Source organism: Amycolatopsis sp. 505, assembly GCF_031625235.1.
GTDB lineage: Bacteria > Actinomycetota > Actinomycetes > Mycobacteriales > Pseudonocardiaceae > Amycolatopsis.
Genome location: NZ_JACKQP010000003.1, coordinates 154,657 through 178,801 on the forward strand (window position 1 = coordinate 154,657; position 24,145 = coordinate 178,801).

General features: G+C 72.1%; 19 protein-coding genes. 10 read left to right on the forward strand and 9 right to left on the reverse strand.

Annotated elements, in window-relative coordinates:
• Nucleotides 1-283 precede the first annotated feature (283 nt).
• The 6 genes from H5965_RS12450 to H5965_RS12475 form a co-directional block, all read right to left on the reverse strand.
• The gene (locus tag H5965_RS12450) at nucleotides 284-2,164 is read right to left on the reverse strand and encodes a hypothetical protein (protein WP_310969808.1); all 1,881 of its coding nucleotides are present in this window, start codon (nucleotides 2,162-2,164) and stop codon (nucleotides 284-286) included.
• Nucleotides 2,164-3,261, reverse strand: coding sequence for a VWA domain-containing protein (locus H5965_RS12455; protein ID WP_310969809.1), 1,098 nt, complete (start codon nucleotides 3,259-3,261; stop codon nucleotides 2,164-2,166). Before H5965_RS12455 ends, H5965_RS12450 begins: the two co-directional genes overlap by 1 nt.
• Nucleotides 3,262-3,301: 40 nt before the next feature.
• Nucleotides 3,302-5,551, reverse strand: a complete 2,250-nt coding sequence (locus H5965_RS12460) for a DUF5682 family protein (protein ID WP_310969810.1) — start codon at nucleotides 5,549-5,551, stop codon at nucleotides 3,302-3,304.
• A gap of 11 nt (nucleotides 5,552-5,562) precedes the next feature.
• On the reverse strand, nucleotides 5,563-6,633 hold the full coding sequence (locus H5965_RS12465; protein WP_310969811.1) for an AAA family ATPase: 1,071 nt from the start codon (nucleotides 6,631-6,633) through the stop codon (nucleotides 5,563-5,565).
• Entirely contained in the window at nucleotides 6,630-9,947 is a 3,318-nt protein-coding gene (locus H5965_RS12470; protein ID WP_310969812.1) for a DUF4132 domain-containing protein, read from the reverse strand. Before H5965_RS12470 ends, H5965_RS12465 begins: the two co-directional genes overlap by 4 nt.
• A gap of 83 nt (nucleotides 9,948-10,030) precedes the next feature.
• Nucleotides 10,031-10,582, reverse strand: coding sequence for a DUF4230 domain-containing protein (locus tag H5965_RS12475; RefSeq protein ID WP_310969813.1), 552 nt, complete (start codon nucleotides 10,580-10,582; stop codon nucleotides 10,031-10,033).
• A 175-nt stretch (nucleotides 10,583-10,757) separates the two neighbouring features.
• Between H5965_RS12475 and H5965_RS12480 the strand changes: the two genes are divergently transcribed.
• Nucleotides 10,758-10,904, forward strand: coding sequence for a hypothetical protein (locus H5965_RS12480; RefSeq protein ID WP_310969814.1), 147 nt, complete (start codon nucleotides 10,758-10,760; stop codon nucleotides 10,902-10,904).
• On the opposite strand, the gene H5965_RS12485 is transcribed toward H5965_RS12480, so the two are convergent.
• Nucleotides 10,901-11,494: a TetR/AcrR family transcriptional regulator gene (locus H5965_RS12485; RefSeq protein ID WP_310969815.1), complete on the reverse strand. Its 594-nt coding sequence runs from the start codon at nucleotides 11,492-11,494 to the stop codon at nucleotides 10,901-10,903. The two genes, H5965_RS12480 and H5965_RS12485, sit on opposite strands and share 4 nt — an antisense overlap.
• A 119-nt stretch (nucleotides 11,495-11,613) precedes the next feature.
• Between H5965_RS12485 and H5965_RS12490 the strand changes: the two genes are divergently transcribed.
• Nucleotides 11,614-12,171, forward strand: a complete 558-nt coding sequence (locus tag H5965_RS12490; protein ID WP_310969816.1) for a hypothetical protein — start codon at nucleotides 11,614-11,616, stop codon at nucleotides 12,169-12,171.
• Here H5965_RS12490 and H5965_RS12495 read toward each other — a convergent pair.
• Nucleotides 12,149-13,486 (reverse strand): glycoside hydrolase family 6 protein, encoded by a 1,338-nt coding sequence (locus H5965_RS12495; protein ID WP_310970580.1) that lies wholly within the window; start codon nucleotides 13,484-13,486, stop codon nucleotides 12,149-12,151. The two genes, H5965_RS12490 and H5965_RS12495, sit on opposite strands and share 23 nt — an antisense overlap.
• A 361-nt stretch (nucleotides 13,487-13,847) precedes the next feature.
• Here H5965_RS12495 and H5965_RS12500 point away from each other — a divergent pair, with 361 nt between their 5' ends.
• The 4 genes from H5965_RS12500 to H5965_RS12515 are packed head-to-tail and all read left to right on the forward strand — an operon-like array spanning nucleotide 13,848 to nucleotide 20,116.
• Entirely contained in the window at nucleotides 13,848-16,226 is a 2,379-nt protein-coding gene (locus H5965_RS12500; RefSeq protein ID WP_310969817.1) for a ricin-type beta-trefoil lectin domain protein, read from the forward strand.
• A 24-nt stretch (nucleotides 16,227-16,250) separates the two neighbouring features.
• Nucleotides 16,251-17,693, forward strand: a complete 1,443-nt coding sequence (locus tag H5965_RS12505; protein WP_396136896.1) for an arabinofuranosidase catalytic domain-containing protein — start codon at nucleotides 16,251-16,253, stop codon at nucleotides 17,691-17,693.
• A 30-nt stretch (nucleotides 17,694-17,723) separates the two neighbouring features.
• Nucleotides 17,724-19,151 carry an endo-1,4-beta-xylanase gene (locus tag H5965_RS12510; RefSeq protein WP_310969818.1) on the forward strand — a complete coding sequence of 476 codons (1,428 nt, stop codon included), beginning with the start codon at nucleotides 17,724-17,726 and terminating at the stop codon, nucleotides 19,149-19,151.
• Nucleotides 19,152-19,180: 29 nt separating this feature from the next.
• Nucleotides 19,181-20,116 carry a GNAT family N-acetyltransferase gene (locus H5965_RS12515; protein ID WP_310969819.1) on the forward strand — a complete coding sequence of 312 codons (936 nt, stop codon included), beginning with the start codon at nucleotides 19,181-19,183 and terminating at the stop codon, nucleotides 20,114-20,116.
• A 74-nt stretch (nucleotides 20,117-20,190) separates the two neighbouring features.
• Here the strand turns inward: H5965_RS12515 and H5965_RS46135 are convergent, their stop codons facing one another.
• Nucleotides 20,191-20,817, reverse strand: a complete 627-nt coding sequence (locus H5965_RS46135) for a hypothetical protein (RefSeq protein WP_396136897.1) — start codon at nucleotides 20,815-20,817, stop codon at nucleotides 20,191-20,193.
• A 309-nt stretch (nucleotides 20,818-21,126) separates the two neighbouring features.
• On the opposite strand from H5965_RS46135, the gene H5965_RS46140 reads away from it, so the two are divergent.
• Genes H5965_RS46140 through H5965_RS12535 form a run of 4 tightly spaced genes read left to right on the forward strand, consistent with a single transcriptional unit; the run spans nucleotide 21,127 to nucleotide 24,145 of the window.
• On the forward strand, nucleotides 21,127-21,405 hold the full coding sequence (locus H5965_RS46140; protein ID WP_396136898.1) for a hypothetical protein: 279 nt from the start codon (nucleotides 21,127-21,129) through the stop codon (nucleotides 21,403-21,405).
• Nucleotides 21,405-22,289: a hypothetical protein gene (locus H5965_RS12525; protein ID WP_310969821.1), complete on the forward strand. Its 885-nt coding sequence runs from the start codon at nucleotides 21,405-21,407 to the stop codon at nucleotides 22,287-22,289. The genes H5965_RS46140 and H5965_RS12525 overlap by 1 nt, the downstream gene beginning before the upstream one ends.
• A 9-nt stretch (nucleotides 22,290-22,298) precedes the next feature.
• Nucleotides 22,299-23,324, forward strand: a complete 1,026-nt coding sequence (locus tag H5965_RS12530; protein WP_310969822.1) for a hypothetical protein — start codon at nucleotides 22,299-22,301, stop codon at nucleotides 23,322-23,324.
• Nucleotides 23,318-24,145 carry a hypothetical protein gene (locus H5965_RS12535; RefSeq protein ID WP_310969823.1) on the forward strand — a complete coding sequence of 276 codons (828 nt, stop codon included), beginning with the start codon at nucleotides 23,318-23,320 and terminating at the stop codon, nucleotides 24,143-24,145. Before H5965_RS12530 ends, H5965_RS12535 begins: the two co-directional genes overlap by 7 nt.

A 24,145-nucleotide genomic window follows, 5' to 3' on the forward strand; every position in this document is an offset into this window, starting at 1 on the left:
TGGGCCGCGCTGTGCTGGGCGGGCTGCGCCGTGGGCGGCGTTGCGGTGGTGCGGCTGGCGGTTGCGGGGCGGTGAGCCACGGCTCTTGGGTTTCCGCCAACCCCGATGCCCGATTGTGACTACGGCCGGCGGCACCGCGTCAAGGCGGGAAAGCGTGCCTTGACCCGGTGCCGCCGGCCGTGTTGGGGCTTCGGATCGGGGTTGGGGGAGGTCTGGGTTTCGTTGTGGCTGGTGCCGGTGCCGGTGTCGGTGGGGTTCGGCGCCGCTGGGTCTGTGGTGGTGGTCAGCGGAGCTCGGCCGCTGTCAGTACTCGGATCTGGGCTCTTGTCCATGCCTCCGGGGTCCATTGCTCCGCGAATTTGCTCAGCTCGGCCGCCGTGGTGGTGAAGCCTGTTGACTTCAGGTTCTTTGCCGCTCGGTCTGTTCGGGTTCTCGAGGTTGGGGGTGCGTGGGCCAAGCCTCGGTGGGCCGCGTCCGCCAGGACCGATTCCGCCTCCGCCAATGCCTCTCGCAGGGGGTCGTGCTCTGGCGGAGGTGGTGGGCCCAGTGGCTCGGTCCGGTCGTCGGCGGCCAGGTCCGGGAGGTGGATGCCCTCCTTCGTTCGGATGGCCACCGGGTCTATGCGCAGCTCGCCTGCCGTTCGGGTCAATGCTCCGCTCAGCTGGGTGGGGTTTGCCGCCAGCGCGCTGTTCAGCGCGTCAAGCCGACCCGGGCAGGCGCTGCTGTGGGTTGCCGTTATTCGCGCCTGGGTGCCCTGGGCGTCCGCGATGATTGCGTCCAGGCGTTGGGCTCCGGGGTGGTAGCCCAGGTCGCACACCTCTGTTATCCGGACCACCGCGATGTCTTCCGCCTCGACTCGGGGGCGGATCAGCTTCGGCGGGAGGTTCGCCAGCCGATTGGCTTCGGCCTTGAAGTCGGTGATCACCGCGGGCAGGTCGTCCCATGCCGCGCCGATCGGGGTTATCGATATTGCGCCCGTGCGGGAGGTGCCCAGTCTCAAGGCTCGGCTTGCGCTGCGGACCGCGGTTTCGGAGACGACGTTTGCGGCCGCCAGGACTCCCAGCGTCGTGCCCGCGATGCGGCGGCCGGCCAGGTCGTGGCCCGTCACCTGCTCGGTGCCGGTTTCCCAGCGGGCCGTCAGGCCCAGCACCGAGCCGTCGGCCGTGAAGTAGACCTGGGCGCGGCGCTCGCCCGGGCTGCCGGATATCCGGACGCCCAGTGCCGTCAGGCGGATGCGGCGCAACTTCGTCTCCGCCTGCTCTTCCGTTCCCAGCACCAGGGACGGCGGGCCGCTCGCCCGGAATCGGGCCGGGATCTCCGCGAGGAGCTCCGCGCACCGCTCGACGCGGTGGCGGGCGCTGCGGGCGGCGTACGCGTCCAACTGGTCGCCGAGCTCTGACATCGCCGCCGCCGGCCAGCGCAGCCCTGACTCCGCCAGGTCCGTGGCGATGCGGCCGATCGAGGCCCGCAGCACCGGGCTCGCGTTCGCCACGCCGTCGTGCAGCACCCGCGCGACGACCTCCAGCGCGGGGGCGGACGGGACCGGGGCCGGGGCCGGGGTTGGGCCGCCGATCGCGAACCGGGTGTCCGCGTCGGTCAGGCCGCGGGTGTCGGCCTCCCGGAACGCCCAGACCGCGATGGCGACCTGCTGGGCCCGGTCGGCCGCGTCGGTGTGGGCGTAGCCCAGCTCGGCGGGGACCAGGAAGCGGACCGTCGCCGCCGGGAGTTCGGCCACCGCCACCGGGTCCGCCGCCGTCGGGCGCCGGAGGCGCACCACCGGACCCGCCTGCCAAGCGCGCCGGGCCGTTGTCACGGCTCGGGCGCCGAACTCGGCCGTCAGCGCTTCGTCGTCGATGTCGCCCGGCGACCACGCGGTGAACTCGGGTGCGGCGCCCGGGTGGTGCTGGTAGCCGAGCACGACGGCGATCCGGTGGCGGCACACGCCGGGCGCGCCGCAGGTGCACGCCGCCGCGGCGAGTGCGCCTTCCGGCGGGAACACGACCTCGACGCCGTCCGGGAACCGGCCGCGCACCTCGCCGTCCTCGGCGGTTTCGAGGGCCGGGCCGCGGCCGGCGTCGATGTCTTTCTGCGCGCGCTTGACCAGGCCGCGGTTGGCCAGCGCGGCGAGCGCGTCCGGGGTGAGCGCGAGGAGGTCGGCGCGCATCAGCCGAGCCGTTCCGCGACGAACTCGGCCAGCATCCCGGGCGTCATGGCCCCGACGTGGGCGCCCACGTCGGCCAGCCGTTGCGCCAGCGCGCGGTCGTACACCGGGTTCGCCTCCTCGTCGAGCGCGGCCAGGGCCAGCACGTGCGTGCCCGCCTCGGCCAGTTTCCGGACGTCGTGCACCAGCCGGTGTTCGTCGCCGCCTTCGAAGAAATCGCTGATCACCACCACGATCGCCCGGCGCGGGTTCTCGATGAGCCCGGCGGCGTAGGCGACCGCCTTCGCGATGTCGGTGCCGCCGCCCAGCTGGACCTTCATCAGCAGCTCGACCGGGTCGGTGACGTCCTCGGTGAGGTCGACGACCGCGGTGTCGAACGTGACCAGGTGCGTCTTCAGGCCCGGCAGGCCCCACAGGCAGGCCGCCGTCACCGCCGCGTGGATCACCGAGCCGGCCATCGACCCGGACTGGTCGACGAGCAGGACCAGCTGCCACCGGTCGAGGTGCCGGCGGGTGCGGGAGGTGAACTTCGGGCTGTCGATGAGCACCCGCCGCTCGGCGGGCTGGTAGCGGCCGAGGTTGGCGCGGATCGTGCGCTGGAAGTCGAAGTCACGCGCCTGCTTCAGCTGACTGGGCCGCCGGGACCGGGTGCCGGTGAACGACCGGCGCAGCTCCGGCTTCAGCCGCCGCAGCAGGTCGCGGACGACCGCTTCGACGAGTTTCCGCGCCATGGCGAGCAGATCCGGGTTCATCAGGTGCTTGGTGCGCAACACCGCCCGCAGCAGCGCCGGGCTCGGTTCGATCCGGGCCAGCACGTCCGGGTCGGTGACGATTTCGGTGATGTCGTAGCGCTCCACCGCGTCGCGTTCCAGGCGCTCGATGGTCTCGCGCGGGAACAGCCGGTGCACGTCGTCGAGCCAGTCTACTGTGGACAGGACGGACGGCCCGGTGCCGCCGCGCACGTCCCGCTCGGCCAGCTCGTCACCGCGGTCGTAGAGCCAGGACAGGGCCGCGTCCCGCCCCGCGCCCTCCCGGGTGAGCTCGCAGGCCGCTTGCGCGGGCTCGCCGAGGATGAGGCGCCAGCGCTCGAGGTCGGTCACGCGGGTGCCTTTCCGTGGGACGGGCGGTGTTCGAACGCGGTCATGCCAGGCCCTCCCGGGTCAGGCGGGCGTCCACGCGGGCCTCGAGGGCCATGGCCTCCGCGATGACCACCGGGTCGATCGCGACCGGCCGGGTCAGGGTGCGGGCCGAGCCGCCGCGGCCGTGGCGGGCCAGCAGGCGCTCGGCGATCTTTTCGCGTTCCGCGGGCGGGAAGTAGGCGAACGCCAGGCGCAGCGCGGGCAGCGCCGCCAGGAATTGCGCCTCGGTCAGCGCGCTCACCAGCTCGTCCATTGTGTCCAGCACGCCGTCGGCGCCGATCACCTCCTCGCGGGCCAGCGCGAACAGCCCGGCCAGCCAATCGCCGAGGGTGGCCGGGGCGGCCATGTCCCGCACCGCCGCCCGGGTCCGGTCCGGAGCCGGGGCGGCGCCGAGTGACCAGGCCAGGCCGGCCGCGGCGCCCCGCAGGTCCGGCGGGACACCCGCGTCGGCGGCCACCCGCCCGGCGACCGCGGTGGCCGTCTCGCGATCCACCGTCAGCACCGGCGCCGCGTGCCGGATCGTGTCGCGGACCGCCACCATCGCCGCGAGCCGGCGCGGCTCGGCGGGAGCCGGGCCACCGCGGACGGCTTCGGCCAGCCACAACGCCCGCGCCACCCCCGCCCGCAGCACGGCCGCGGCCGCCGGGCTGCCCGCGAGGCCGAACAGCTCGTCGTGGCGCCACAGCGCGAGGACCGTCGCCACGGCGTCCCCGAGCGGGCCGAGGTCGTCCGCGTGGCCGGCCTCCGCGACCAGGGTGTCCACAATGGATTCGGGCAGGGCCGGGACGCCGCACAGAGCGGCGTCGAACAGCGCTCGCGCCAGCGCCGGCAGGTCGGCGCCGGGCAGGCTCTCCCGCAGCACGGCCAGCGCCGCTTCGGGCAGGGTCGCGCCGTACGCCCCCGCCTCGATCAGCGCGGGCAGGCGGGTGTCGCCGGGAGTCAGCCGCCAGACCTCGACGACCACCGGGTCCGCGCCGCCCGCCGGACCGGACCGGCGGTCGAACCCGGGAATCCCCAGCAGCCGCAGGCAGTGCAGGACCCGGCTGCGGCGCCGCCCGTGCTCTTCGGTCAGGTCGAGCCGGACCGGACCGGCGCCGTCGAGGCCCAGCTCCGCCAGTTCCGCCTCGACCCGGCCGGGCAACGGCGGCGCGGGGGTGTCCGGGTGCAGCCGGCCCGTGCGCTCGCCGCCGAGCGCGGCCACCATCTCGACCACCACCGGGTGCGCGCCCGGCTGCAGCGGCCCGCGGACCGTCCACGGCGGCGGCTGCGTCAGGTCGTCGGTGACCAGGGCGCCGAGCAGGCCGTCCAGGACGTCGACCCGCGCCGGGTCGTCGTGCCCGCGCAGCTTGGCCAGGCCGTCGGCGAGGGCGCGGGCGGCGATGAGGTCCGCGGTCGACACCGGCTGACGTCGCGCGCGCAGCCGCCCGGCGACCGCTTCCAGCAGCCCCTGGCCGGCGCCGGCCAGGCCGCGTTCCCACAGCAGCTGGTAGTAGCCGGGCGAGGGCATCCCGGACTGGTAGCCGGTGAACGCGTCGAGCCGCCGGTGCGAGTACGGCACGAGGTAGCTCGCCGCACCGGGCTGCCGGGGCACCTCGGGCCAGTCCGTGCCGCCGCTCGCCGCGAGCCGCCGGACGGCCGCGGTGTGGAACCCGCCGGTGACGACCAGCACGGGCCGCTCCCCGGCGTCGGCGACGGCCGCGCGGACCCACGAGGCCATGTACTCCTCGCGCACCCGGTCGCTTTCGCTCGCTTCGGCCTCCCCGCGCAAGAGGTCGAAGTACGCCGTCAACCGTTCCGCCAGGCCCTCGTCCGGGGCGGCTTCGAAGAGGTGGTCCCAGAGCGAGTCCGGGTTGTCCACCGCGAACTCCGCGCACAGCCGGCGGATCACCTCGGCGTAGCGCAGCTCCGCGTCGGCGTACCGGTTGTCCCAGCCGTCGAAGGCCGGGTGCCAGGCCGGCAGGTCGATGAACCGCAGCTCCGCACCGGCCGCCCGGCCGGCGGTCAGCGCGATCCACTCGGGGGAGTGGTCGCAGAACGGCGACCACGACGAGTGCGTCCTCTGCTCGCCGGAGTAGCTCGTGTGGATGGCGATCGGCAGTTCGTGGCCGAGCAGCAGCTCACCGAGCCGGCCGTTGACGTCGGCCGGCCCCTCGACCAGCACGTACGCCGGGCGCAGCTCGCCGACGGCCGACGCGACCACCCGGCTGCACGCCGGGCTGTGGTGCCGCACGCCCACGAAGACGGCCCCCATGCCCCGCCCCCTCAGCCCGGCAGCAGGTGCCGCGCGTGGTGCAGCTCCTGCCACGGATCGGCACCGCGGCGGGCCGCGTGCTGTTCGAGGTACCGGCGCAGCCGCGCCAGGTCGTCCGCGTTGTCTTTCGCCGCCGTGCCGGCCACGCACGCCACGACGTCGGCGGGCGTGCCCGGCTCACCGCGCAGGTACCAGCCCCGCACCCCGACCGCGTGCGCGACCGAGACCGCCTCCGCGGTGCTCATCACGGCCGACACGCGATCACCCGCCGGCCCGCCGCGCAGGTCGCGGAAGGTGGTGACCAGCACCTCCAGCACGTCACGCCGCGGCGGGGCCTCGACCCCGGACCGGGCCAGCAGCGCGGTCGCCTCCTGCTCGACCAGGTCCAGTTCGGTGGCGAAGTCCGCGATCGGGAACACCGTCTCGAAGGTGAACCGCCGTTTCAGGGCCGCGCTCATCTCGTTGACGCCGCGGTCGCGCGTGTTGGCCGTGGCGATGACGTTGAACCCTTCGGAGGCGAACACCATGCCCGCTCCGCCGGGCAGCTCCGGGATCGCCAGCACCCGCTCGGACAGCAGCGACAGCAGGCAATCCTGCACTTCCAGCGGGCAGCGCGTGATCTCCTCGAACCGCACCACCGCGCCCTCGCGCATGCCGCGCAGCATCGGCGCGGGCACCAGCGACCGCTCCGACGGCCCTTCGGCGACCAGCAGCGCGTAGTTCCACGAGTACTTGATCTGGTCCTCGGTGGTGGCCGCGCCGCCCTGGATGGTCAGCGTCGAGTCACCGCTGACGGCCGCCGCGATCAGCTCCGACAGCAGCGATTTCGCCGTCCCGGGCTCGCCGACGAGCATCAGCCCGCGGCTGGTGGCCAGCGTGACCAGCGACCGGTCGATCAGCGACGGATCGCCGACGAACTTGCGCCGGATGCCGTGGGCCTCGTCGCCGACGATGAACCGGCGCGCGGCCGCGAGGCTGAGCGCCCAGCCCGGCGGGCGCGGCGCGGTGTCCTGCTCGCGCAACCGGGCCAGCTCATCGGCGTAGCGGACTTCGGCCGGTGGCCGTTGCGGGTTCGCGGTCACCGGGTCAGCCCTTCGAGGTCGGCCAGCACCTCGGACGCCGTGACCGGGTCCAGGTCGCCGAAGGGCCGCGTGGACCCGAGCCGGCGCCAGTGGCCACCTCCGGTGTCGTCCAGCCAGATCGCGCCCAGCGCCTGCTCCGGTTCCCAGGTCACGTCGCCGGCCGCGATGCCGGGGTCGAGGTCGACCACGACGCTGAAGCCGCCGGGGGCCGGGCGGGAGATCCAGCACTCGATGCCGGCGTCCTGCGGTTCGCCGCGCACCCAGCCGCGCTGGGTCAGGCCGAGCACCTTGCCGACCGGCACCTTGAGGCCCTCGAACCGCTTCAGCGTCGTCGCGGCCTTCTCGGCGTCGTCCAAAGTGGCCACCGGACGGCCCAGCTGCGGGAACGGCTGCAGGATCTCGTAGTCGGCGAACACCGCCGACCACTCCGCCAGCGCCGCGCCCAGCTCGAGCGGGTGCGCGATGCCCACCTCGGCGTCCGGCGGCAGCAGGTAACCGTCGTCCTCGACGGTGGCGTACGTGCGATCCTCCGCGCACCGGAACGCTTCGCCCGCCGTGGTGCGCCAGACCAGCCGCCGCACGAGGTGCCAGAGCAGCGGGTGGCCGGCCAGCAGCTGCTCGAACTCCGCGGCGGGCCAGCGGCGGCCGAGCACCATCGCCGTCTCCAGCCGGGAGATCTGGTCGGCCGCGACCGCACGGACGTCCTTCTTCAGCGCCGAGAAGCGCTTGTACTCCGCCGCCGCGTGTTCGGCGTCGTCCTTCGCGCCCGGCTTCGGCAAGGCCTTGCGGGGCTTGCCGTCCGGGTCCGTGACGTACGGTTTGAGCTGTTCGTCGAAGCCGACGACGAACTTGCGGGGGCCGTAGTCGATCACTGCCGTGGCTGCCTCGTCGAGGCCGAGTGTCGGGACCAGGCGGTCGGCCAGCTGCTCGGTCGGCAGGCCGAGCCCCTCGGCGACGGCGGCGATCTTCTCCTGCGCCTTCAGCTTCAGCCCCTTGAACTTCACCTTCTGCGCGATGGAGTTCAGGTGCAGCAGCGCGAGGTCCGTGCCGATGCCGGCCAGGACGTCGAGGGCGGCGGTCGCCCGGGCGTGGCCGCCTTCGCCCGGCCAGGCCCGGATCAGCGGGCTCAGCTCGCGGACCACCGTGTCGTCTCCGAGCAGGCCCAGCGCGGTCAGCACCCAGCCGTTCTTGGCCGGGAACCCTTCGCTCTCCCAGCCGCGGAACAGCGCCCAGGCGAACTCCGCCAGCGAGGCCGGGTCACAGACCTCCCGGACGTGTGGCACCCCGGCGTAGACCTCGTCGGGGCGGCACAGCGCGAGCATCGTGACGACGTGCCCGGCCGCGCTCTCCGGCAGCGCTTGACCGCCCTCGCGCACCCGGATCTGCGGCAGCACGACCGGATCGGCCCAGGCTCCGGCCACCGGGATCCGCGCGGGCAGGACGTCCAGGGGGTCGGTGGCGAGCAGCCGGCCGATCGCCTGGGCGGCTTCGGGGCCGTGGCCCGCCGCGGCCCGCGCGACGACTTCGGCGTTCTGCGCCGCGACGTGGCGCAGCGCCGCTTCGGCCGCGCGACGCCGCGCCCCGGCCGGCCCGAGTGCGGGCGGGACGAGGTACCGCGCGGCCGCGGCCGGGTGGCGGGCCAGCCAGGCCGACGCGATCGAGCGGGCCGACTTCAGCCGGACGAACCAGTCCGCCATCAGCTCGGCGATCTCCGGGCTCGTCAACGGCAGGAGCAGCCCGCCGTGGCCCGGGTGCGCGGTCGCCGCCGCGAGGACCGGCCGGTACGCGGCCAGGCCGTGCCGGCCCAGGAGCTGACGGCCCCAGCCCTCGGCATCCCAGGCGTCCTGGGGTTCCCAGTGGGGGAGGTGCTCGAGCACCCACTCCTGCGGCGCGGCGAGGAACAGGCGCGGTTCCGCCCAGCGCGGGAGCTTCCCGGCCTCGAACGCGGCGATCCGGCCCGCCAGGTCCGGGTCGTCGCCCGGCCAGAAGATCTCCAGGTCCTGCCTCGCCCACTCGGCTTCTTCGCCCGGCTCCCACTCGAGCGCCGGCTCGCCGCCGGCCTCGAGTCCACTGAGGACGGTGGTTTTGACCGCCGTGCGCTTCGTCGTCCACGGTGGGTCCACCAGGACCCGCGGCAGCGCCGACCGCGGAACCTCGGGCAGCCGATCACCGCCCGCCATCGTCTTCTCGACCACCGCACGCTGCTCCGCCGGCAGCTGCCCGGCGACCCGGGCGGCGACGTCCGGATGCGCGCGGACCTGGCTCCGCAGCAGGAAGCCGGCGGCGTCCGCGGTCTTGGACCGGCCGGTGGCGGCCTCGGCCAGCAGCCGGACCGCGCGGGCGGGGAAGCGGCCCATCGCCCCGGCGACGACCGGCGACACGTGCTTCTGGCCGAGCCGCGCCACCAGCAGGCCGAACGCCGTGTCGGTGGGCAGGCCGGCGAGGAAGCGCAGCAGTGCCTTACGCGAGTCGCCGCCGTTCGGGTCACCGTCGATCGCCCGGGCCACGAACGGCGCGACGGCCGGCCCCAGCGCGTCGGTGAGGGTGCAGCGGATCTCGTCCTGGTTGAACTGCCAGTTCACGTACTCGTTGTGCACCGCGGCGACCTGTTCCGGGGTGCTCAGGGAGGTCAGCACCGCGCCCCAGTCGAAGTTGTAGGCGTCGACGCCCGCGACCTCGGCGACCAGCTCGTCACTCCAGTCGGTGCGGGTGGGGACCAGGTAGGAGGCGGCGATCCGGGTGGCCGCCTGGGTGCGGCACGGCGCGAGCGCCTCGGCCGCGGCTTCGTAGTCGGCCTGCGGCGCCGCGGCGAGGACCGAACGCAGCCGCCGGAACAGCGGGATCCGCAGCAGGTGCAGCGGAACCTGCGCGCCGGGGCACGGGCGCACGAGCGCCGGCCCGCCGGTCTCGTTGCAGCTGATCCGGGTGGCCTCGGCGGCCGCCCGGACCGCGAACACCAGGCCGTGGCGCAGGATCCAGGCGTCGGCCACCTGCTCCGAGCGGTTCCGCTCCTCGCTGCCCCGGTAGTGGCCGTACATCCGCAGGCGGGCCAGTGCGGCGGCGCCCACCACGTCGGCCTCGCCGGCCTGCGTCCGCCGGATGGCCGCCAGGATCGCCGGGTCGCTGCCTGGGTTGCCGAAGGCCTCCTCGGCGCGTTCACCGGGTTCGTCGAGCACGGATTGCCAGTACCCGGCCGCCTCCTGGCCGAGCTCGACCTCTTGGACGAACCAGCCGCCCCGCCGGACGTGGACGTGCGGCTCCCAGGACGGGTCCGGCCGGAACGCCGTCTCGCTCGGCTGTCTGCTGTCGTTCACCTGTGTTTCCCCCTCCTGCGGGTGATCGGTCGCAGACTACGGGGAGGGTCCGACAGTTTTCGTTCGCGGCGGGAAAGCCCCGGTCAGCCGGGGTTGGTGTCGGCGTACTCGACGGTGATGTTCTTGAAGCCGAGCGACTGCAGCAGGCCGGTCAGCATCGTGCGGGTGTTGCGCTCCGCGTCGGCCACCAGCGAGCTCTTCGCGGCCGCGGCCTGGATCTGCTTCTGGGCGAGCTCGTAGAGCGCCTGCTGCGAGTTCGGGTTCCCGCTGAGGAACTCGTTGATCCGGGTGAACAGCCCCTGCTGTTGCGCGTACACATGGGACTCGTGCACGTCCAGCGTGGCCGGCTCCAGCTGTGCGTGCCCCAGGGTGATCTTCGCGGACTGGCGGTCGTCGGAGACCTGGACCGCGTCGCCCTTCAGCCGCGAGAAGTCCACATAGGCGTTGTCGGTGCCGACGCCGATGAACAGGGTGTCGCTGCCCACGAGGAAACTCGGCAGGACCGAGCTGGTGGTGATGTCGACGACGACCTGGAACGAACCGCTGGCCGCCTCGTACCGGGACAGCTCGACGATCGACTGCAGCAGCACCGGACCGGAGTGTTCCTCGGTCCGCTCCGCGAACGGATTGCGCAATTGGGGTAACACGTGCACGGCCGATGCGACGAGTACGGCGGCGATCAGAACCACCGCGGCCACAGCCAACGCGACGAGCCTTTTGCCCCAAGCACCCATACCCGCAGGAATACCCAACCGGCCACCGCGCCAATCGAGCGGTACGGTGTGACCGACTCCGACGAGGGGAGACCGCGTGCGCAAGTCCGTGTGGCTGTGGATCCTGGTGGTCGTCCTCGCCGTTTTGGTGCTCGGCATGATCTTCGGCGGCTACCGCAAGGGCACCAAGCTCGGCGCGCCCGTCGCACCCGTGGCGTCCTGGGTCGCCGGCCGGGCGGCCTAACCCCGGTTGCGCCGCTTGGCCCCGGCCGCCACCGGGGCGTCCCGGTACCGCAGGATGCCTTCCACGCCACGGAGGAACGTGGCGCAGATCGGGGCCGGGTCGGTGAGGCAGCCCGCGGCCATCGCGCCGTCGCGGAGCATGACGAAGTGCTGCGCGGCCGGCCCGGCGGCAGTCTCCCCGGTTGCGGCGAGGAGTTCCGTGACGGTGTCCAGGAACCACTGCCGGTGCGCGAGGACGACCTGGTGGACCGGGTGGGCGGGGTCCGGGTATTCGGCGGCGGCGTTGAGGAACGCGCAACCGCGGAAGCCGGGTGACCGGATGCCGTCCGCGATCGTCGTGGCCACGGCCAGGACGACGTCCTCGGGCGAGCCGCCCGCCTCCCGGGCCGCCGCGACCTGCGCGCGGATGGCCTTGTCCGCTTCGCTCAGGTAAGCGACCAGCAGGTCGTCCTTGCTGGGGAAGTGCCGGTAGAGCGTGGCGCGGGTGACGCCGGCGTCGGCGATGACCCGGTCGATGCCGACCGAATGCAGCCCCTCGGTGTAGAACAGCCGGCTGGCCGAGCTCAGCAGCCGCGCTCGTGCTTCGGACACGTCCACCTCCCGGTTCGCTGCGTCCAGCCTAGCAGATAGAACGGTCGGTCTTGACGGCGGCGGGTCGGCGCTGTCATAGTCGGCAACGAGACAGATCGTTCTATCTACCGGGAGAGTCCATGACCACCGACACCGTTCCGGCCGCCGACGTCGCGCAAGCCTTGCGGCGGCTCTACTTCGTCCGGTTCGCGTTCGCCCTCGTCTGGGCGGGGCTGCTCTTCACGACGGCGAAGGCGCTCGGGCCGGTCAGCATCGCGTTGCTGGTGCTGTACCCGCTGTTCGACGTCGTCGCCGCCGTGCTCGACGCGCGTTCGGCGAAGGCGGGCAAGCCGATCACGGCGCTCTACGTGAACGTCGCGATCAGCCTGCTCGCCGCCGCCGGTCTGGCCCTCGCCGCCTCGTCCGGGATTCCGGGCGTGCTGCGGGTGTGGGGCAGCTGGGCGATCGTGGCCGGCCTCGTCCAGCTCGTCGTCGGTGCCGCCCGGCGTGGCCTCGGCGGCCAGTGGCCGATGATCCTCAGCGGCGCGATCTCCGTCGTGGCCGGTACTTCCTTCATCCTGCAGGCCACAATGGAGGGTGCGTCGCTGACGGCGCTGGCCGGCTACGCCACGCTGGGCGGCATCTTCTTCCTCGTCTCCGCGCTGCGGCTGGGGGTCAGGAGCAGGACGTCCCGTTGAGCGCCGGCTGCTGGAACGGCGGCGTGCCACCGTTGTAGTTCGCGTTGTAGCCGAGCGTGGTCGTCGCGTTCGTGCCCAGGCTGCCGTTCCACGCCGCGTTGGCGACCGTGACGACGTCGCCGCCGTCGGTCCAGGTCCCGTTCCAGCCGTTGGTGACGGTCACGCCGGGGGCGGAGAACGTCAGCGTCCAGCTGCTGAGGGCCGCACCGCGGTTCTCGATGACGATCTCGCCGGTGTACCCGGTCGGCCAGCTGCTGACCACCCGGTGGGTGACCTTGCAGCCGCCGGTCGGCTGCGGGGTCGTCGTGGTGGGCGTCGTGGGCGTGGTCGGGGTGGTCGGCGTGGTGGGGGTCGTCGGGGTGGTGGTCTGGATCGGCCCGGCCGCGATGGCGAGGTCGTAGGCCCGCTGGGGCACGAACTGGCCGGCCGTGGCGATGCAGCCGTCCGCCTCGCCCGGCGGCTTGACCCACAGGAACGCGTCGATCTGGCCGTCGCCGGTCTGGTTGGTGCTCGGGGTGCCGATGGCGCGCCCGCCGGGGTCGCACCACTCGCTGCCCTGCGGCCCGTTGCCGTTGCGGCTCGTGTCGACCACGGCCTTCAGCCGCGAATCGCCGAGCTGGCCGAGGATCGCCTTGTCGTAGGCGACCTCGTCGGAGGTCGAGCGGTAGTTGGACACGTTGGTGGAGATGCCGTCGGCGCTGTTGGAGATGTCGGCGGCCCGCAGCCGCGAGGCGGCGTCACCGGGGGAGAGCCACGCGGAGTGCCCGATGTCGAAGTACACCTTCGCCTGGGACGAGCCGGCCTTCAGCTTCTTGCCCGCGTACGCCATCGACGCCGTGGTCTGGCGCTGCTGGTCGCTGTTCTGGCAGTTCGTCATCTGCGGGAGCACGTCCGGCTCGAGCACGATCGCCGCCGGACGTCCGGCGAGACCGGCCGCCACTTGGTCGATCCAGGCCCGGTAGGCGTCGTGGGACGGCGCGCCGCCGCTGCTCGCCCCGCCGCAGTCGCGGTTGGGGATGTCGTAGACGACCATGATCGGGATCTTCCCGGCGGCGGCCGCGGCGCCGACGTAGGCGTCCACTTCGCCGCGCACGGTGGACGTGTTCGTGGTGGTGAACCACCGCGCCTGCGGTACCGCGGCGATCCGGTCGCGGATGACCGCGGCGCGCGAGTCGCCGGGGTTCGCCGCGACCCACTTGGCCGCGTTGGTGCCCGGGTCGACGTAGTACGCCGAGGCGGCGGCCTGCGCGCCGGCCCACGTGGTCGTGGCGACGACGCCGGTCACGACCACGGCGGCGAGCCCGCCGGCGGCCACTGTCCTGCTTCGCATGCACGTTCTCCTTCGAACGACGGGGTGGCGCCGGAAACGTCGACTGGGAGCGCTCCCAGCAGTCCGAGACTGTAGCCGGGGAAAGCGGTGCGGGAAAGGGGGTGCATCGCCGTTTTCGATCGCCGCCGCGAAAATTACACCGGTGCGAAGAACGACAGTTGTTCGGCGGCAAGGCGACTGTTAGCGTTAACGCAGCGCGTGTTCGCCATCGACGAAGATGGGGTTCTCCTGGGCCGATTCCCGGCCGGACGAGGGCGTTTTCCCCCTTCGCCGATCGTTCGACTGTTTCGCCGGCAAGCCCGGAACTTTCGCCGGGTGCCGCCCTGCGTCGGAAGTGAGGACTACCATGTTCCGGAGCGCGATTGCGGTGGTCACCGCGGTCGTCCTGGCCGTGGCCGGCAGCGTCGTCGCCGCGGCGCCGGCCCAGGCCGCCACCTCGATCACGATCAACGGCAGCTCCGGCGGACGCACGTTCGACGGCGTCGGCGCGGTCAGCGGCGGCGGGGGCAACAGCCGCCTGCTAATCGACTACCCCGAGCCGCAGCGCGGCCAGATCCTCGACTACCTGTTCAAGCCCGGCTACGGGGCCGCCCTGCAGATCCTCAAGGTGGAAATGGGCGGGGACACCAACTCCACCAGCGGCGCGGAACCGAGCCACGCCCACTTCCGCGGCGACCTCGACTGCAACCGCGGGTACGAGTGGTGGATCATGGAACAGGCCAAGGCGCGCAACCCCGGCATCAAGCTCGTGGGCCTGCCCTGGGGCGCGCCGGGCTGGATCGGCAACGGGACGTTCTTCTCCAACGACCTCACCGACTACTACCTGTCGTGGCTGGGGTGCGCCAAGCAGCACGGGCTGACCATCGACTACCTCACCAGCGTCCAGAACGAGAAGCAGTGGAGCGCCGACTGGACCGTGACCCTGCGCAACGCCCTCAACGCCAACGGGTACAGCGCGGTCAAGGTCATCTCCGGCGACTCGTGGCCGGGGGACTGGGGCCCGGCGAGCGCGATCTCGACGAACACGGCCTACCGCAACGCCACCGACGTGCTCAGCGCCCACTACACCTGCGGCTACCTCAGCGCGCAGACGTCCTGCAGCGTGCCGGCGAACGTGGTCAACACCGGGAAGACGTTGTGGTCCAGTGAAAACGGCTCACAGGACTACAACGACGGCGCCAAGCCGCTGGCCCGCGGGATCAACCGCGTCTACCTCGACGGCAAGATGACCGCGTACCTCAACTGGGACCTGATCGCCGCCACCACGCCGAACATCCCGTGGCCGACGGTCGGGCTGATCCTCGCCAACCAGCCGTGGTCGGGTTACTACTCGGTCGGCAAGGACGCGTGGGCGCTGGCGCACACGACGCAGTTCACCGCGCCCGGCTGGAAGTACCTCGATTCGTCCAGCGGCTACCTGGGCGGCAACCGGTCCAACGGCAGCTACGTCTCGCTGAAGTCGCCGAACAACACCGACTACAGCACGGTCATCGAGACGATGGACGCGACCTCGGCCCAGACGCTGAACCTGAACGTCACCGGCGGGCTGTCCACGGGCCAGGTGCACGTGTGGGCGACCAACCTCAACTCGAACAACCCGGCCGACCACTTCGTCCACAGCACCGACCTCACGCCGTCCGGCGGCGCCTACTCGCTGACCGTCCAGCCCGGGTACCTGTACACGATCACGACCACCACCGGGCAGGGCAAGGGCACCGCGACCAGCCCGCCGCAGGGCTCGCTGAACCTGCCCTACAGCGACGACTTCGAGGCGTACGCGAAGGGCAAGGAAGCCAAGTACCTGATGGACATGGAGGGCGCGTTCGAGACCGCCCCCTGCGGCGCCGGCCGCGCGGGCACCTGCGTCCGCCAGTCCGCGACGCAGAAGACGATCCCCTGGAAGAAGTTCGTCGACCCGTACGCGCTCCTGGGCAACGTCGCCTGGAGCAACTACACGCTCAGCACGGACGTGCTGCTGGAGAAGTCCGGCTACGTCGAGCTGCTCGGCCGGGCCGGCTCGCAGGACACCGGCAACCAGGGCGCGCTGAACGCGTACTACTTCCGGATCGGCGACAACGGCGCCTGGTCGATCCGGCGCAACAACACCAGCCAGCAGAACACGACGCTGCGCACCGGCACGACGGCCGCGCTCGGCACCGGCAGCTGGCACAAGCTGTCGCTGGGCTTCTCCGGCAGCACCATCACCGCGTCCGTCGACGGCACGGTGCTCGGCACGGTCACCGACGGCACCTTCCCGGCCGGCCAGGTCGGGATCGGCACGAGCGTCGGCGAAACCGCGCAGTTCGACAACTTCGCCGTGGCCGGTTCGGGCGGCGGGTCGACGTCGGTGCTGCGCAACACCGCCGCCGGGCGGTGCCTCGACGTGCCGAACGTGTCCCAGACCAACGGCACCCAGGTGACGCTGTGGGACTGCAACGGCGGCAGCAACCAGCAGTGGACGCTGACGTCGGGCAAGCAGCTCCTGGTGTACGGCAACAAGTGCCTGGACGCCGAAGGCGCGGGCACCACCGCGGGCACCCGGGCGATCATCTGGGACTGCTCGACCGGCGCCAACCAGCAGTGGACGGCGGCCGCCGACGGCACGATCACCGGTGTCCAATCGGGACTGTGCCTGACGCCGAACGGCAACGGCACGGGGAACAGCACGCCGGTGACGCTGCAGACCTGCACGGGCGGCAACGCCCAGAAGTGGACCCGGGGCTAGGCCGTCCGGACGGAGGAGTTCGCGATGAAGAAGCGTTGGACGAGGATGTGGCCGGCCGTGGTGATCGCCGCGGGCGCGCTGGCCGGAACGGCGACGACGTCGGAGGCGGCCGCCCAGGGGCCGTGTGACATCTACGCGGCCGGTGGAACGCCTTGTGTGGCCGCGCATTCGACCACCCGGGCGCTCTACGGCGCGTACAGCGGCTCGCTGTACCAGGTGCGGCGGGCGTCGGACAACACGACGCGGGACATCGGCGTCCTGAGCGCCGGCGGCGTCGCGAACGCCGCGGCCCAGGACTCGTTCTGCGCCGGGACGTCCTGCCTGATCACGGTCATCTACGACCAGTCCGGCCGGAACAACCACCTGACCCAGGCCCCGCCGGGCGGCTTCCCCGGCCCGGCGCCCGGCGGCTACGACAACCTGGCCAGCGCGACGGCCGCGCCGACCACCGTCGGCGGGCAGAAGGCGTACGGCGTGTTCGTGGCACCGGGGACGGGCTACCGCAACAACAACGCCACCGGCACGGCGACCGGTGACCAGCCCGAAGGCATGTACGCGATCTTCGACGGCACGCACTACAACGGTGGCTGCTGCTTCGACTACGGCAACGCCGAGCGCAACAGCCGCGACAACGGCAACGGCACGATGGAAGCCATCTACTTCGGCAACATCAAGGTCTGGGGCTACGGCGCCGGGAACGGGCCGTGGATCATGGCGGACCTGGAGAACGGGCTGTTCTCCGGGGTCAACCAGCGCTACAACGCCAACGACCCGAGCATCAGCCACCGGTACCTGACGGCGATCGTCAAGGGTGGGCCCAACCGGTGGGCGATCCGCGGCGGCAACGCCCAGTCCGGTGGGGTGTCCACCTTCTACGACGGCGTGCGGCCCAACGTCGCGGGCTACAACCCGATGCGCAAGGAAGGCGCCATCATCCTCGGCACCGGCGGGGACAACAGCATCGGCTCGGCCGGCACGTTCTACGAGGGCGTCATGACGTCCGGTTATCCCTCGGACGCCACCGAGAACGCGGTGCAGGCCAACATCGTCGCGGCCGGGTACGGCACCGGCGGCAGCAACACCGGAACCGGGCCGGTGCACGCGGTCGGCGCGGGCAAGTGCCTGTCCGGCGCCGCCCAGGGCACGCAGCTGCAGATCGCGGGCTGCAGCGGCCAGGCGAACCAGGCCTGGACGCGCACTTCGGACGGCCGCCTGACGGCCGCGATCGGCGGGGCGACGCTGTGCCTGGACGCGTCCGGCCAGGGCACCAGCGCGGGCACGAAGGTGGTGACCTGGCCGTGCAACGGGCAGGGCAACCAGCAGTGGAACGTCAACTCGAACGGCACGGTCACCGGGGCCCAATCCGGGCTCTGCCTCGACGTCACCGGCGCTTCCACGGCCGAGGGCGCGCCGGTCGAGCTGTGGACGTGCAACGGCGGCAGCAACCAGCAGTGGACGTTCGGCTGACCCCGGCCCGAGACGAATCGAGGACTTCCGATGATCACCGGTTCACCCCCACGGCGGCGTTTGCGGACCGCCGTCACCGTCCTCGCGGCGGCCGGTCTGTCGGCCACCGCACTGGTGCTCTCACCCGGCGTCGCCGGGGCGGCGAGCACACTCGGCGCCGCGGCGGCGCAGACCGGCCGGTACTTCGGCGCCGCGATCTCGACGAGCCACCTGGGTGAAACCGCCTACGTGAACACGTGGACGGCGGAGTTCAACGGCGTCACGCCGGAGAACGAGATGAAGTGGGACACGGTCGAGCCGAACCGCAACCAGTTCAACTTCGCGCCCGCCGACCGGATCGTGAGCCAGGCGAAGAGCCAGGGCATGAAGATCCGCGGGCACACGCTGGTGTGGTACCAGCAGCTGGCGCCCTGGGTCGGCGGGCTGGACGCGAACAACCTGCGCTCGGCCATGCTCAACCACATCAGCAACGTCGCCGGCCACTGGAAGGGCCAGGTCATCGCCTGGGACGTGGTCAACGAGGCGTTCGAGGAGAACGGCACCCGCCGGCAGGCGACCTTCCAGCAGAAGCTCGGTGACGGCTACATCGAGGACGCGTTCCGCGCGGCCCGCACGGCCGACCCCAGCGCGAAGCTCTGCTACAACGACTACAACACCGACGGCATCAACGCGAAGAGCACCGGCATCTACAACATGGTGCGGGACTTCAAGAGCCGCGGCGTGCCGATCGACTGCGTCGGCTTCCAGAGCCACCTGAGCGCGAACTCGAACCTCGGCAGCTACCAGGCGAACCTGCAGCGCTTCGCCGACCTCGGCGTCGACGTGCAGATCACCGAGCTGGACGTCGGCGGGTCGGGCTCCGGGCAGGCGAACGTGTACCGGCAGGTCACCCAGGCGTGCCGGGCGGTGTCCCGCTGCACCGGCATCACCGTCTGGGGCGTGACGGACAAGTATTCGTGGCGATCGGGTGACACCCCGCTGCTGTTCGACGGCAACTACGGGAAGAAGCAGGCCTACACCGCCGTCCTCGACGCGCTCGGCGGCAGCGACCCCAGCCCCGGCGGCACCGGCCCGGTGCGCGCGGTGGCCGCGAACCGCTGCCTGGACGTGCCCGCCTCGTCGACCACCGCGGGTACCCAGGTCCAGATCTGGGACTGCAACAGCGGGGCGAACCAGCAGTGGACCCGCGGCAGCGCGGGCGAGCTGAGCGTCTACTCCGGCGGCACGAAGCGCTGCCTGGACACCGTGGGCGGCGGGACCGCGGCGGGCACGGCGACCGTCATCGCCAACTGCACCGGCGGGGCGGGGCAGAAGTGGACCTTCACCGGGAGCGGAACCGTCACGAACGGCCAGTCGGGACTGTGCCTGGACGTCAACGGCGCCGCGACCGCCAACGGCACCAAGGTGATCATCTGGAGCTGCAACGGCGGCTCGAACCAGCGGTGGACGTCGAGCTGAGGCCGGCCCGGCCGTCGTAGGCTGGCCGGGTGGACGAGCTGCCGGTGGTGACCGAACGCCTGATCGTGCGCCGGTTCGAGGACGGTGACGTGCCGGCGTTCGGCGCCTACCGCTCGGATCCCGAAGTGGCGCGCTACCAGTCGTGGGACGTGCCCGTGTCGCCGTCCGACGCCGGGCGCCTCGTGGCGGAGTTCGCAGCCGCCGACGAAGGGGCGCCCGGCTGGTTCCAGTACGCCGTGGAACTGCGCGACGGCGGCGGCCTGGCCGGGGACGTCGGGGTGTGCGTCGACCCCAACCGGATGCAGGCCGAGCTCGGGTTCACCATCGCGCGGGAGCACCAGCGGCGGGGCTACGCGACCGAGGCCGCGCAGGCGGTGCTGGACCGCCTGTTCGGCATGGGGATCCGCCGGGTCTCGGCGGAGTGCGACGCGCGGAACAAGGCCTCGGCGCGGCTGCTGGACCGGCTCGGGTTCCGCCCGGAGGGCCACCGCCGCCGGCACACGTGGCTCAAGGGCGAGTGGACCGACGACCTGCTCTTCGGACTGCTGCCCGAAGACCGCGGCCATTCAGCCGAGCTCTTCGCCTGCCGGCCCAACCTGCTGGTGCGTGATCTTGCGGAGAGCGTCGCGTTCTACGTGGACCTGCTCGGCTTCCGGGTGGGCTGGCGCTGGTCCGACCGGCAGGGCCGGTTCCTCGACGCGGACGAGCCGACCGAGGCGGGTACCGCGCTGGTGGCACGCGATCAGGTGCAGATCATGCTGACGCAGGTGGCCGGTTCGCACACGACCCGGTTGCACCTGGACGTCCCGGCCGCCGACCGGGTCGACCGGCTGTTCCTCGAGTGGAGCGGGCGGGGCGCCGAGATCGCGGAGCCGCCGTTCGTGCGCCCGTGGGGGATGTACGAGATGCGCCTGCTCGATCCGGACGGGAACGTGCTGAGGGTGAGTTCCCCGCCGGCTCACTAAGCACCGGTCACGATCGGGTCACGTTGCTCCGCCCACGGCATCCAGCGCCCGGCCGCCGCCCCTCCAGCAGCAGGTCACCGAACCAGGTGGCCGGCGAGGGGAGGTGAACGATGGGCGATCCCGTCAGTTCCATCGCCGAGATGATCCGCAGCGCCTTCGATTTCATGAGCCAGGCCACGGATCTCCGCAAGACGCGGCTCGTGATGGAAGCGGCTCAGGAGAACCGGCAGGAAGAGCGGGAATGGGCCCGGAGCCAGGTCGAAGCCGAGCACGCACACCGCGACCGGGCGGCGCAGCAACTGGTGGCCGACGCCCGGGAAGGGACCAGGCTCAAGGTCGAACTGAAGCACTATCCCATCCGGGGCGGCCACGGCGTCCTGCGGTCGAGCATGACCGCGTCCTATCCGGACAGCCGGTTGCGGCCACCGCTGGTCCTGTTGCTGCCGACGGGAAAACAGGTCGACGGCGTGTGGCGGAGCCTGCCGCGCTCGATCGAGACGTCGCTGATGCCGTTCGAACAGGACACCGTGCTCGCTCCCCGGCTCGTGGATCGCGCCGTGACCTGGCCGCACCCGGCGTTCATCGACCACGACCTCGGTGACCTGGCCACCGTCGTCGTCGCCGCCTCGGTTCTCGACGACGTTTTCGAGCTGCGTCTCGGTGGGTGCAACCTCGGTGGTGCCCGCGTCCAGCCGCTGCACCAGGTGGTCGCGGCGACGCTGCCGGATCCGGGCACCTGGTCGGAAACCCAGCTGGCGGTGCTCGAACGGACCTCCACCAACGGCTTTCGCCGTCCCGAGCCCTCCAACACGCCCGGTGCCCGGCACCGGCTGCAGAAGGAATGGGCGACCCGGCTCGCGGTCCTGGTCGTCATCGCCGCGGTGGACGCGTACCACCTCCGCCACCGGGTCGGCTACGACGAGCAGCTCGGCACCGCGGCGGCCCGGCTGTCGGCCGGATTCGCGTTGCCGGTGACCATTCCCGAACCGAGCGGCCCGCTGGCCGACCCGGTGTACCACCTCCTGCACACTGCCCGGCGCTGCCTGGCCGCCGGCGACCGGGCCGGCGCCGCGGCGATCGTCGGCCGGGCGCTGGCCGGCCGGCGGGTGGACGAGCTCCAGGCGTGGCACCGGCGGCTGCTCCTGGAGCTGGCCGCCACCGGCTCCGTCGTGCCCGGTGCCGTGGTCCGCGCCCTGAGCCGGCCTACCGCGTCCGTCGTGGGCCCGGAACCGGGGCGCCGCGAACTCAGGGAGAACCTGGACGTGGACCCGAACGACTGGTGGTCCTGATGGACATCGTGATGCTCGGCCACAGCCGAGCGGGAAAGACCTCGTTCATGACGGCGATGTACGAGTCGGTGACCCACGGCGTCGGGGGCTTCTCGGTGCGGGCCGAGCGCCCGGAAGACCACCGTGTCCTGCTCCGCAACGCCCGGCGGCTGAGGAACGGGCAGTACCCCTTGCTGGGGGACCGCCGCACCGTCTACCGGCTGAACCTGCTGTACGACCACGCGCCGGTGCTGGCCTTTTCCTGGCGGGACTACCGTGGCGGCGCCCTCACGGAGGATTCCCGCTCGCCCCAGGCGGCCGAACTGCGCGCCGACGTGGCCGCGGCCACGGGCCTGGTCCTGGTCGTCGACAGCACCGAGCTGACCGGTGGTCCCCGGGCCGTCGCGCGGATCCGGCCGCTCGTCGCCACCGCGCTCCGGTCGGCGAGTGAACGCTCGGACCCCTTGGCGCTCGTCATCGCGCTCACCAAGTGGGATCTCGTACAGCCGGCACAAGCGCGAAGCGCGGCGAACCGGGTGCTCGGGGACCTGATCTCCGCGGTCCGCGCCAGCCCGCACGTGCACGGTGCCCTGGTGCCGGTGGCTTGCGGCCGGACGCCGTTGAACGTCGTCCAGCCCGCCCTCTGGTGCCTGTACGTGGGACTCGCGGTTCGGGCGTGGTCGCTGCAACGAAGTGTCGAAGAGCTGCAGAACACCGCTCTGCTGGCGAGAAGCCGGGACACCTGGTGGGACCGGGTCAAAGCCGTCATCACCGGTGAACCGGCGTGGAACCGGATCGCCGCGAGTGCGCTGCGAAGCGCCGAAGCGGAAGCGGAGCTGCTGCGCCCGTTGATCGTTCCGGGGCAGCGGCTCGAAACCCTGCTCGACCCGGTCGAGAAGTTCTGAGGAGGCCGTATGGACGACCAGCCCCACATCACCGTCACCGCCCTCGGCAACAGCGGCTCGGGGAAGACCACGTTCCTGCTCGGCATGTACGCGATCATGTCGGCGGGCCTCAACGGGTACTTCCTCAACGCGCCGGACCAGGATGTCGATCTGCAGCTCGCCGCGAGGTGGGAACGCCTGCTCGACGACGGGGAACTGCCGCCGCCCAACCCGGGCGAGATGATCTCGTACTCGTTCGACTTCCTCGACGGTCTCCAGCGGCTTCTGGGTATCGACTGGCTGGACTACCGCGGTGGTGCCCTCTCCGACGCACGGGGCTCGGAATCCGAGGACGTCCCGGTCCTGCACGAGCGGCTCGCCGGGTCCGACTCGGTCTACCTCGTCCTCGACGGCAGCTACCTCGTGGACCCGGTGCGGCACGCCACGAGGGGCGCGATCCTCCGCGAGACCGGCTTGCGCCGGATGACATCGCTGCTGCAGGGGAGCGTTCAGCAGCGCATCGCCAATGGGGCACCCCCGCCGTCCCTCGTCGTGCTCGTCACCAAGTCCGACCTCGTCCCGCCCGCGCGGCGCCAGCGGATGGAGGACATCGTCGACGACATCCAGCGGTTGCTGCCGATCTGTTTCCAAGAGGGGTTCACGACCTTGATCTGCCCGGTTCAGCTGGGTGAGTTCGGGCAGAAACCACCGGATCGCGTGCCCGCGGGGCTCATCGGCCCACAGCGGTTGCACTATCCGATCGTCTTCTCCCTGGCCGAGTACATGCGGCTGCTGTCGCTCGCGGCGGCCGAGGCGGCGAACGAAGCCCGACTTCGGAAGCGGGAGGCGGAAGACGCCCTCCGGGACCTCCGCAGAACGCTCTTCGGGCGGGGCCGCATGAGGGACGCCGAGGCCGGATTGCTGGCCGCTCAGGACGAGGAGCATGACATGAACACGGTCCGGGAAATCGCCGAAGGCCGCGCGAAACGCCTGTATGAAGAACTGCCCAGCCGGTTGCCGATGTTCCGGGACGGGCACGAGGTGCTGTCATGGTGACCGGGCCGAGGTGGCAGGACGTGCTCTACGGGCGGACCGTCCGGGCCGATCGATGGTGGCGGGTCCGGCCACTGGCACCCGACACCGGTTGGCTCAACGCGATGGTCACCGCCACCGTCGCCGGAGGCGAGGGGCTCGCCACCGGGCCGCGCTTCTTGCTGGCCCGCCGCGAGGACGCCCTGCTGGTCGGCACCGCCACCCAGGCGGACCGGATCAGCGAGACGAAGAATTCCGACGGCACGCGCCCGCTCTACTGTTTCGTCGGCTGGCTCAGCCTGGACCGGGAAGCGAACGTGCCCGAGCTGGACGTCATCGAGCAGAACTGGACGGTGTGGGCCGGCGAGGTCTACGAGTCGTGGATGCCGCTGGACTGGAACCGGCATCCCACGGCGCTCGCCGACGCCCACGAACCGCCGCTGAAGTGTGCACCCTGGCAGGAGTTGCCCGGGAACAGCGGGCAGCCGGGTTCGGACCGGGCCCGCACCTGGCACGACCAGCTCGGCATACGCGAGGACTTCGCCCTGGAGGTGTCCTCGCTGGCGACCAGGTTCGTGGACTCCCCTGGAAGTGCGCAGCCGGTCGGCGAAGGGCGATCGACGCCGCACCCGGCCGTCCGCACGGTCGATCCGCAGGTCGGAGACGAGGTGGTGCGTGAGTCCTGGTCGTTGCCCGGACGGTTCTCCTTCGGCAAACGGAAGGCGCCGAAGGAACCTGGCCGTCCCTCGCCGGCCGGCGGGCCGGGCGCCGATCTGTCCTACTGGGCCGGGATCGAGCACTCGGGCGACCCGGGCCGCCGTCCGGAACGGCGAACAGACCGGTAG

What these genes read in the sequence shown, in the direction of transcription:
- H5965_RS12450 (WP_310969808.1), bottom strand. Translation starts at nt 2,164, where the DNA reads ATGCGCGCCGACCTCCTCGCGCTCACCCCGGACGCGCTCGCCGCGCTG.
- H5965_RS12460 (WP_310969810.1), bottom strand. Translation starts at nt 5,551, where the DNA reads ATGGGGGCCGTCTTCGTGGGCGTGCGGCACCACAGCCCGGCGTGCAGC.
- H5965_RS12490 (WP_310969816.1), top strand. Translation starts at nt 11,614, where the DNA reads ATGACCACCGACACCGTTCCGGCCGCCGACGTCGCGCAAGCCTTGCGG.
- H5965_RS12500 (WP_310969817.1), top strand. Translation starts at nt 13,848, where the DNA reads ATGTTCCGGAGCGCGATTGCGGTGGTCACCGCGGTCGTCCTGGCCGTG.
- H5965_RS12505 (WP_396136896.1), top strand. Translation starts at nt 16,251, where the DNA reads ATGAAGAAGCGTTGGACGAGGATGTGGCCGGCCGTGGTGATCGCCGCG.
- H5965_RS12510 (WP_310969818.1), top strand. Translation starts at nt 17,724, where the DNA reads ATGATCACCGGTTCACCCCCACGGCGGCGTTTGCGGACCGCCGTCACC.
- H5965_RS12525 (WP_310969821.1), top strand. Translation starts at nt 21,405, where the DNA reads ATGGACATCGTGATGCTCGGCCACAGCCGAGCGGGAAAGACCTCGTTC.
- H5965_RS12530 (WP_310969822.1), top strand. Translation starts at nt 22,299, where the DNA reads ATGGACGACCAGCCCCACATCACCGTCACCGCCCTCGGCAACAGCGGC.
- H5965_RS12535 (WP_310969823.1), top strand. Translation starts at nt 23,318, where the DNA reads ATGGTGACCGGGCCGAGGTGGCAGGACGTGCTCTACGGGCGGACCGTC.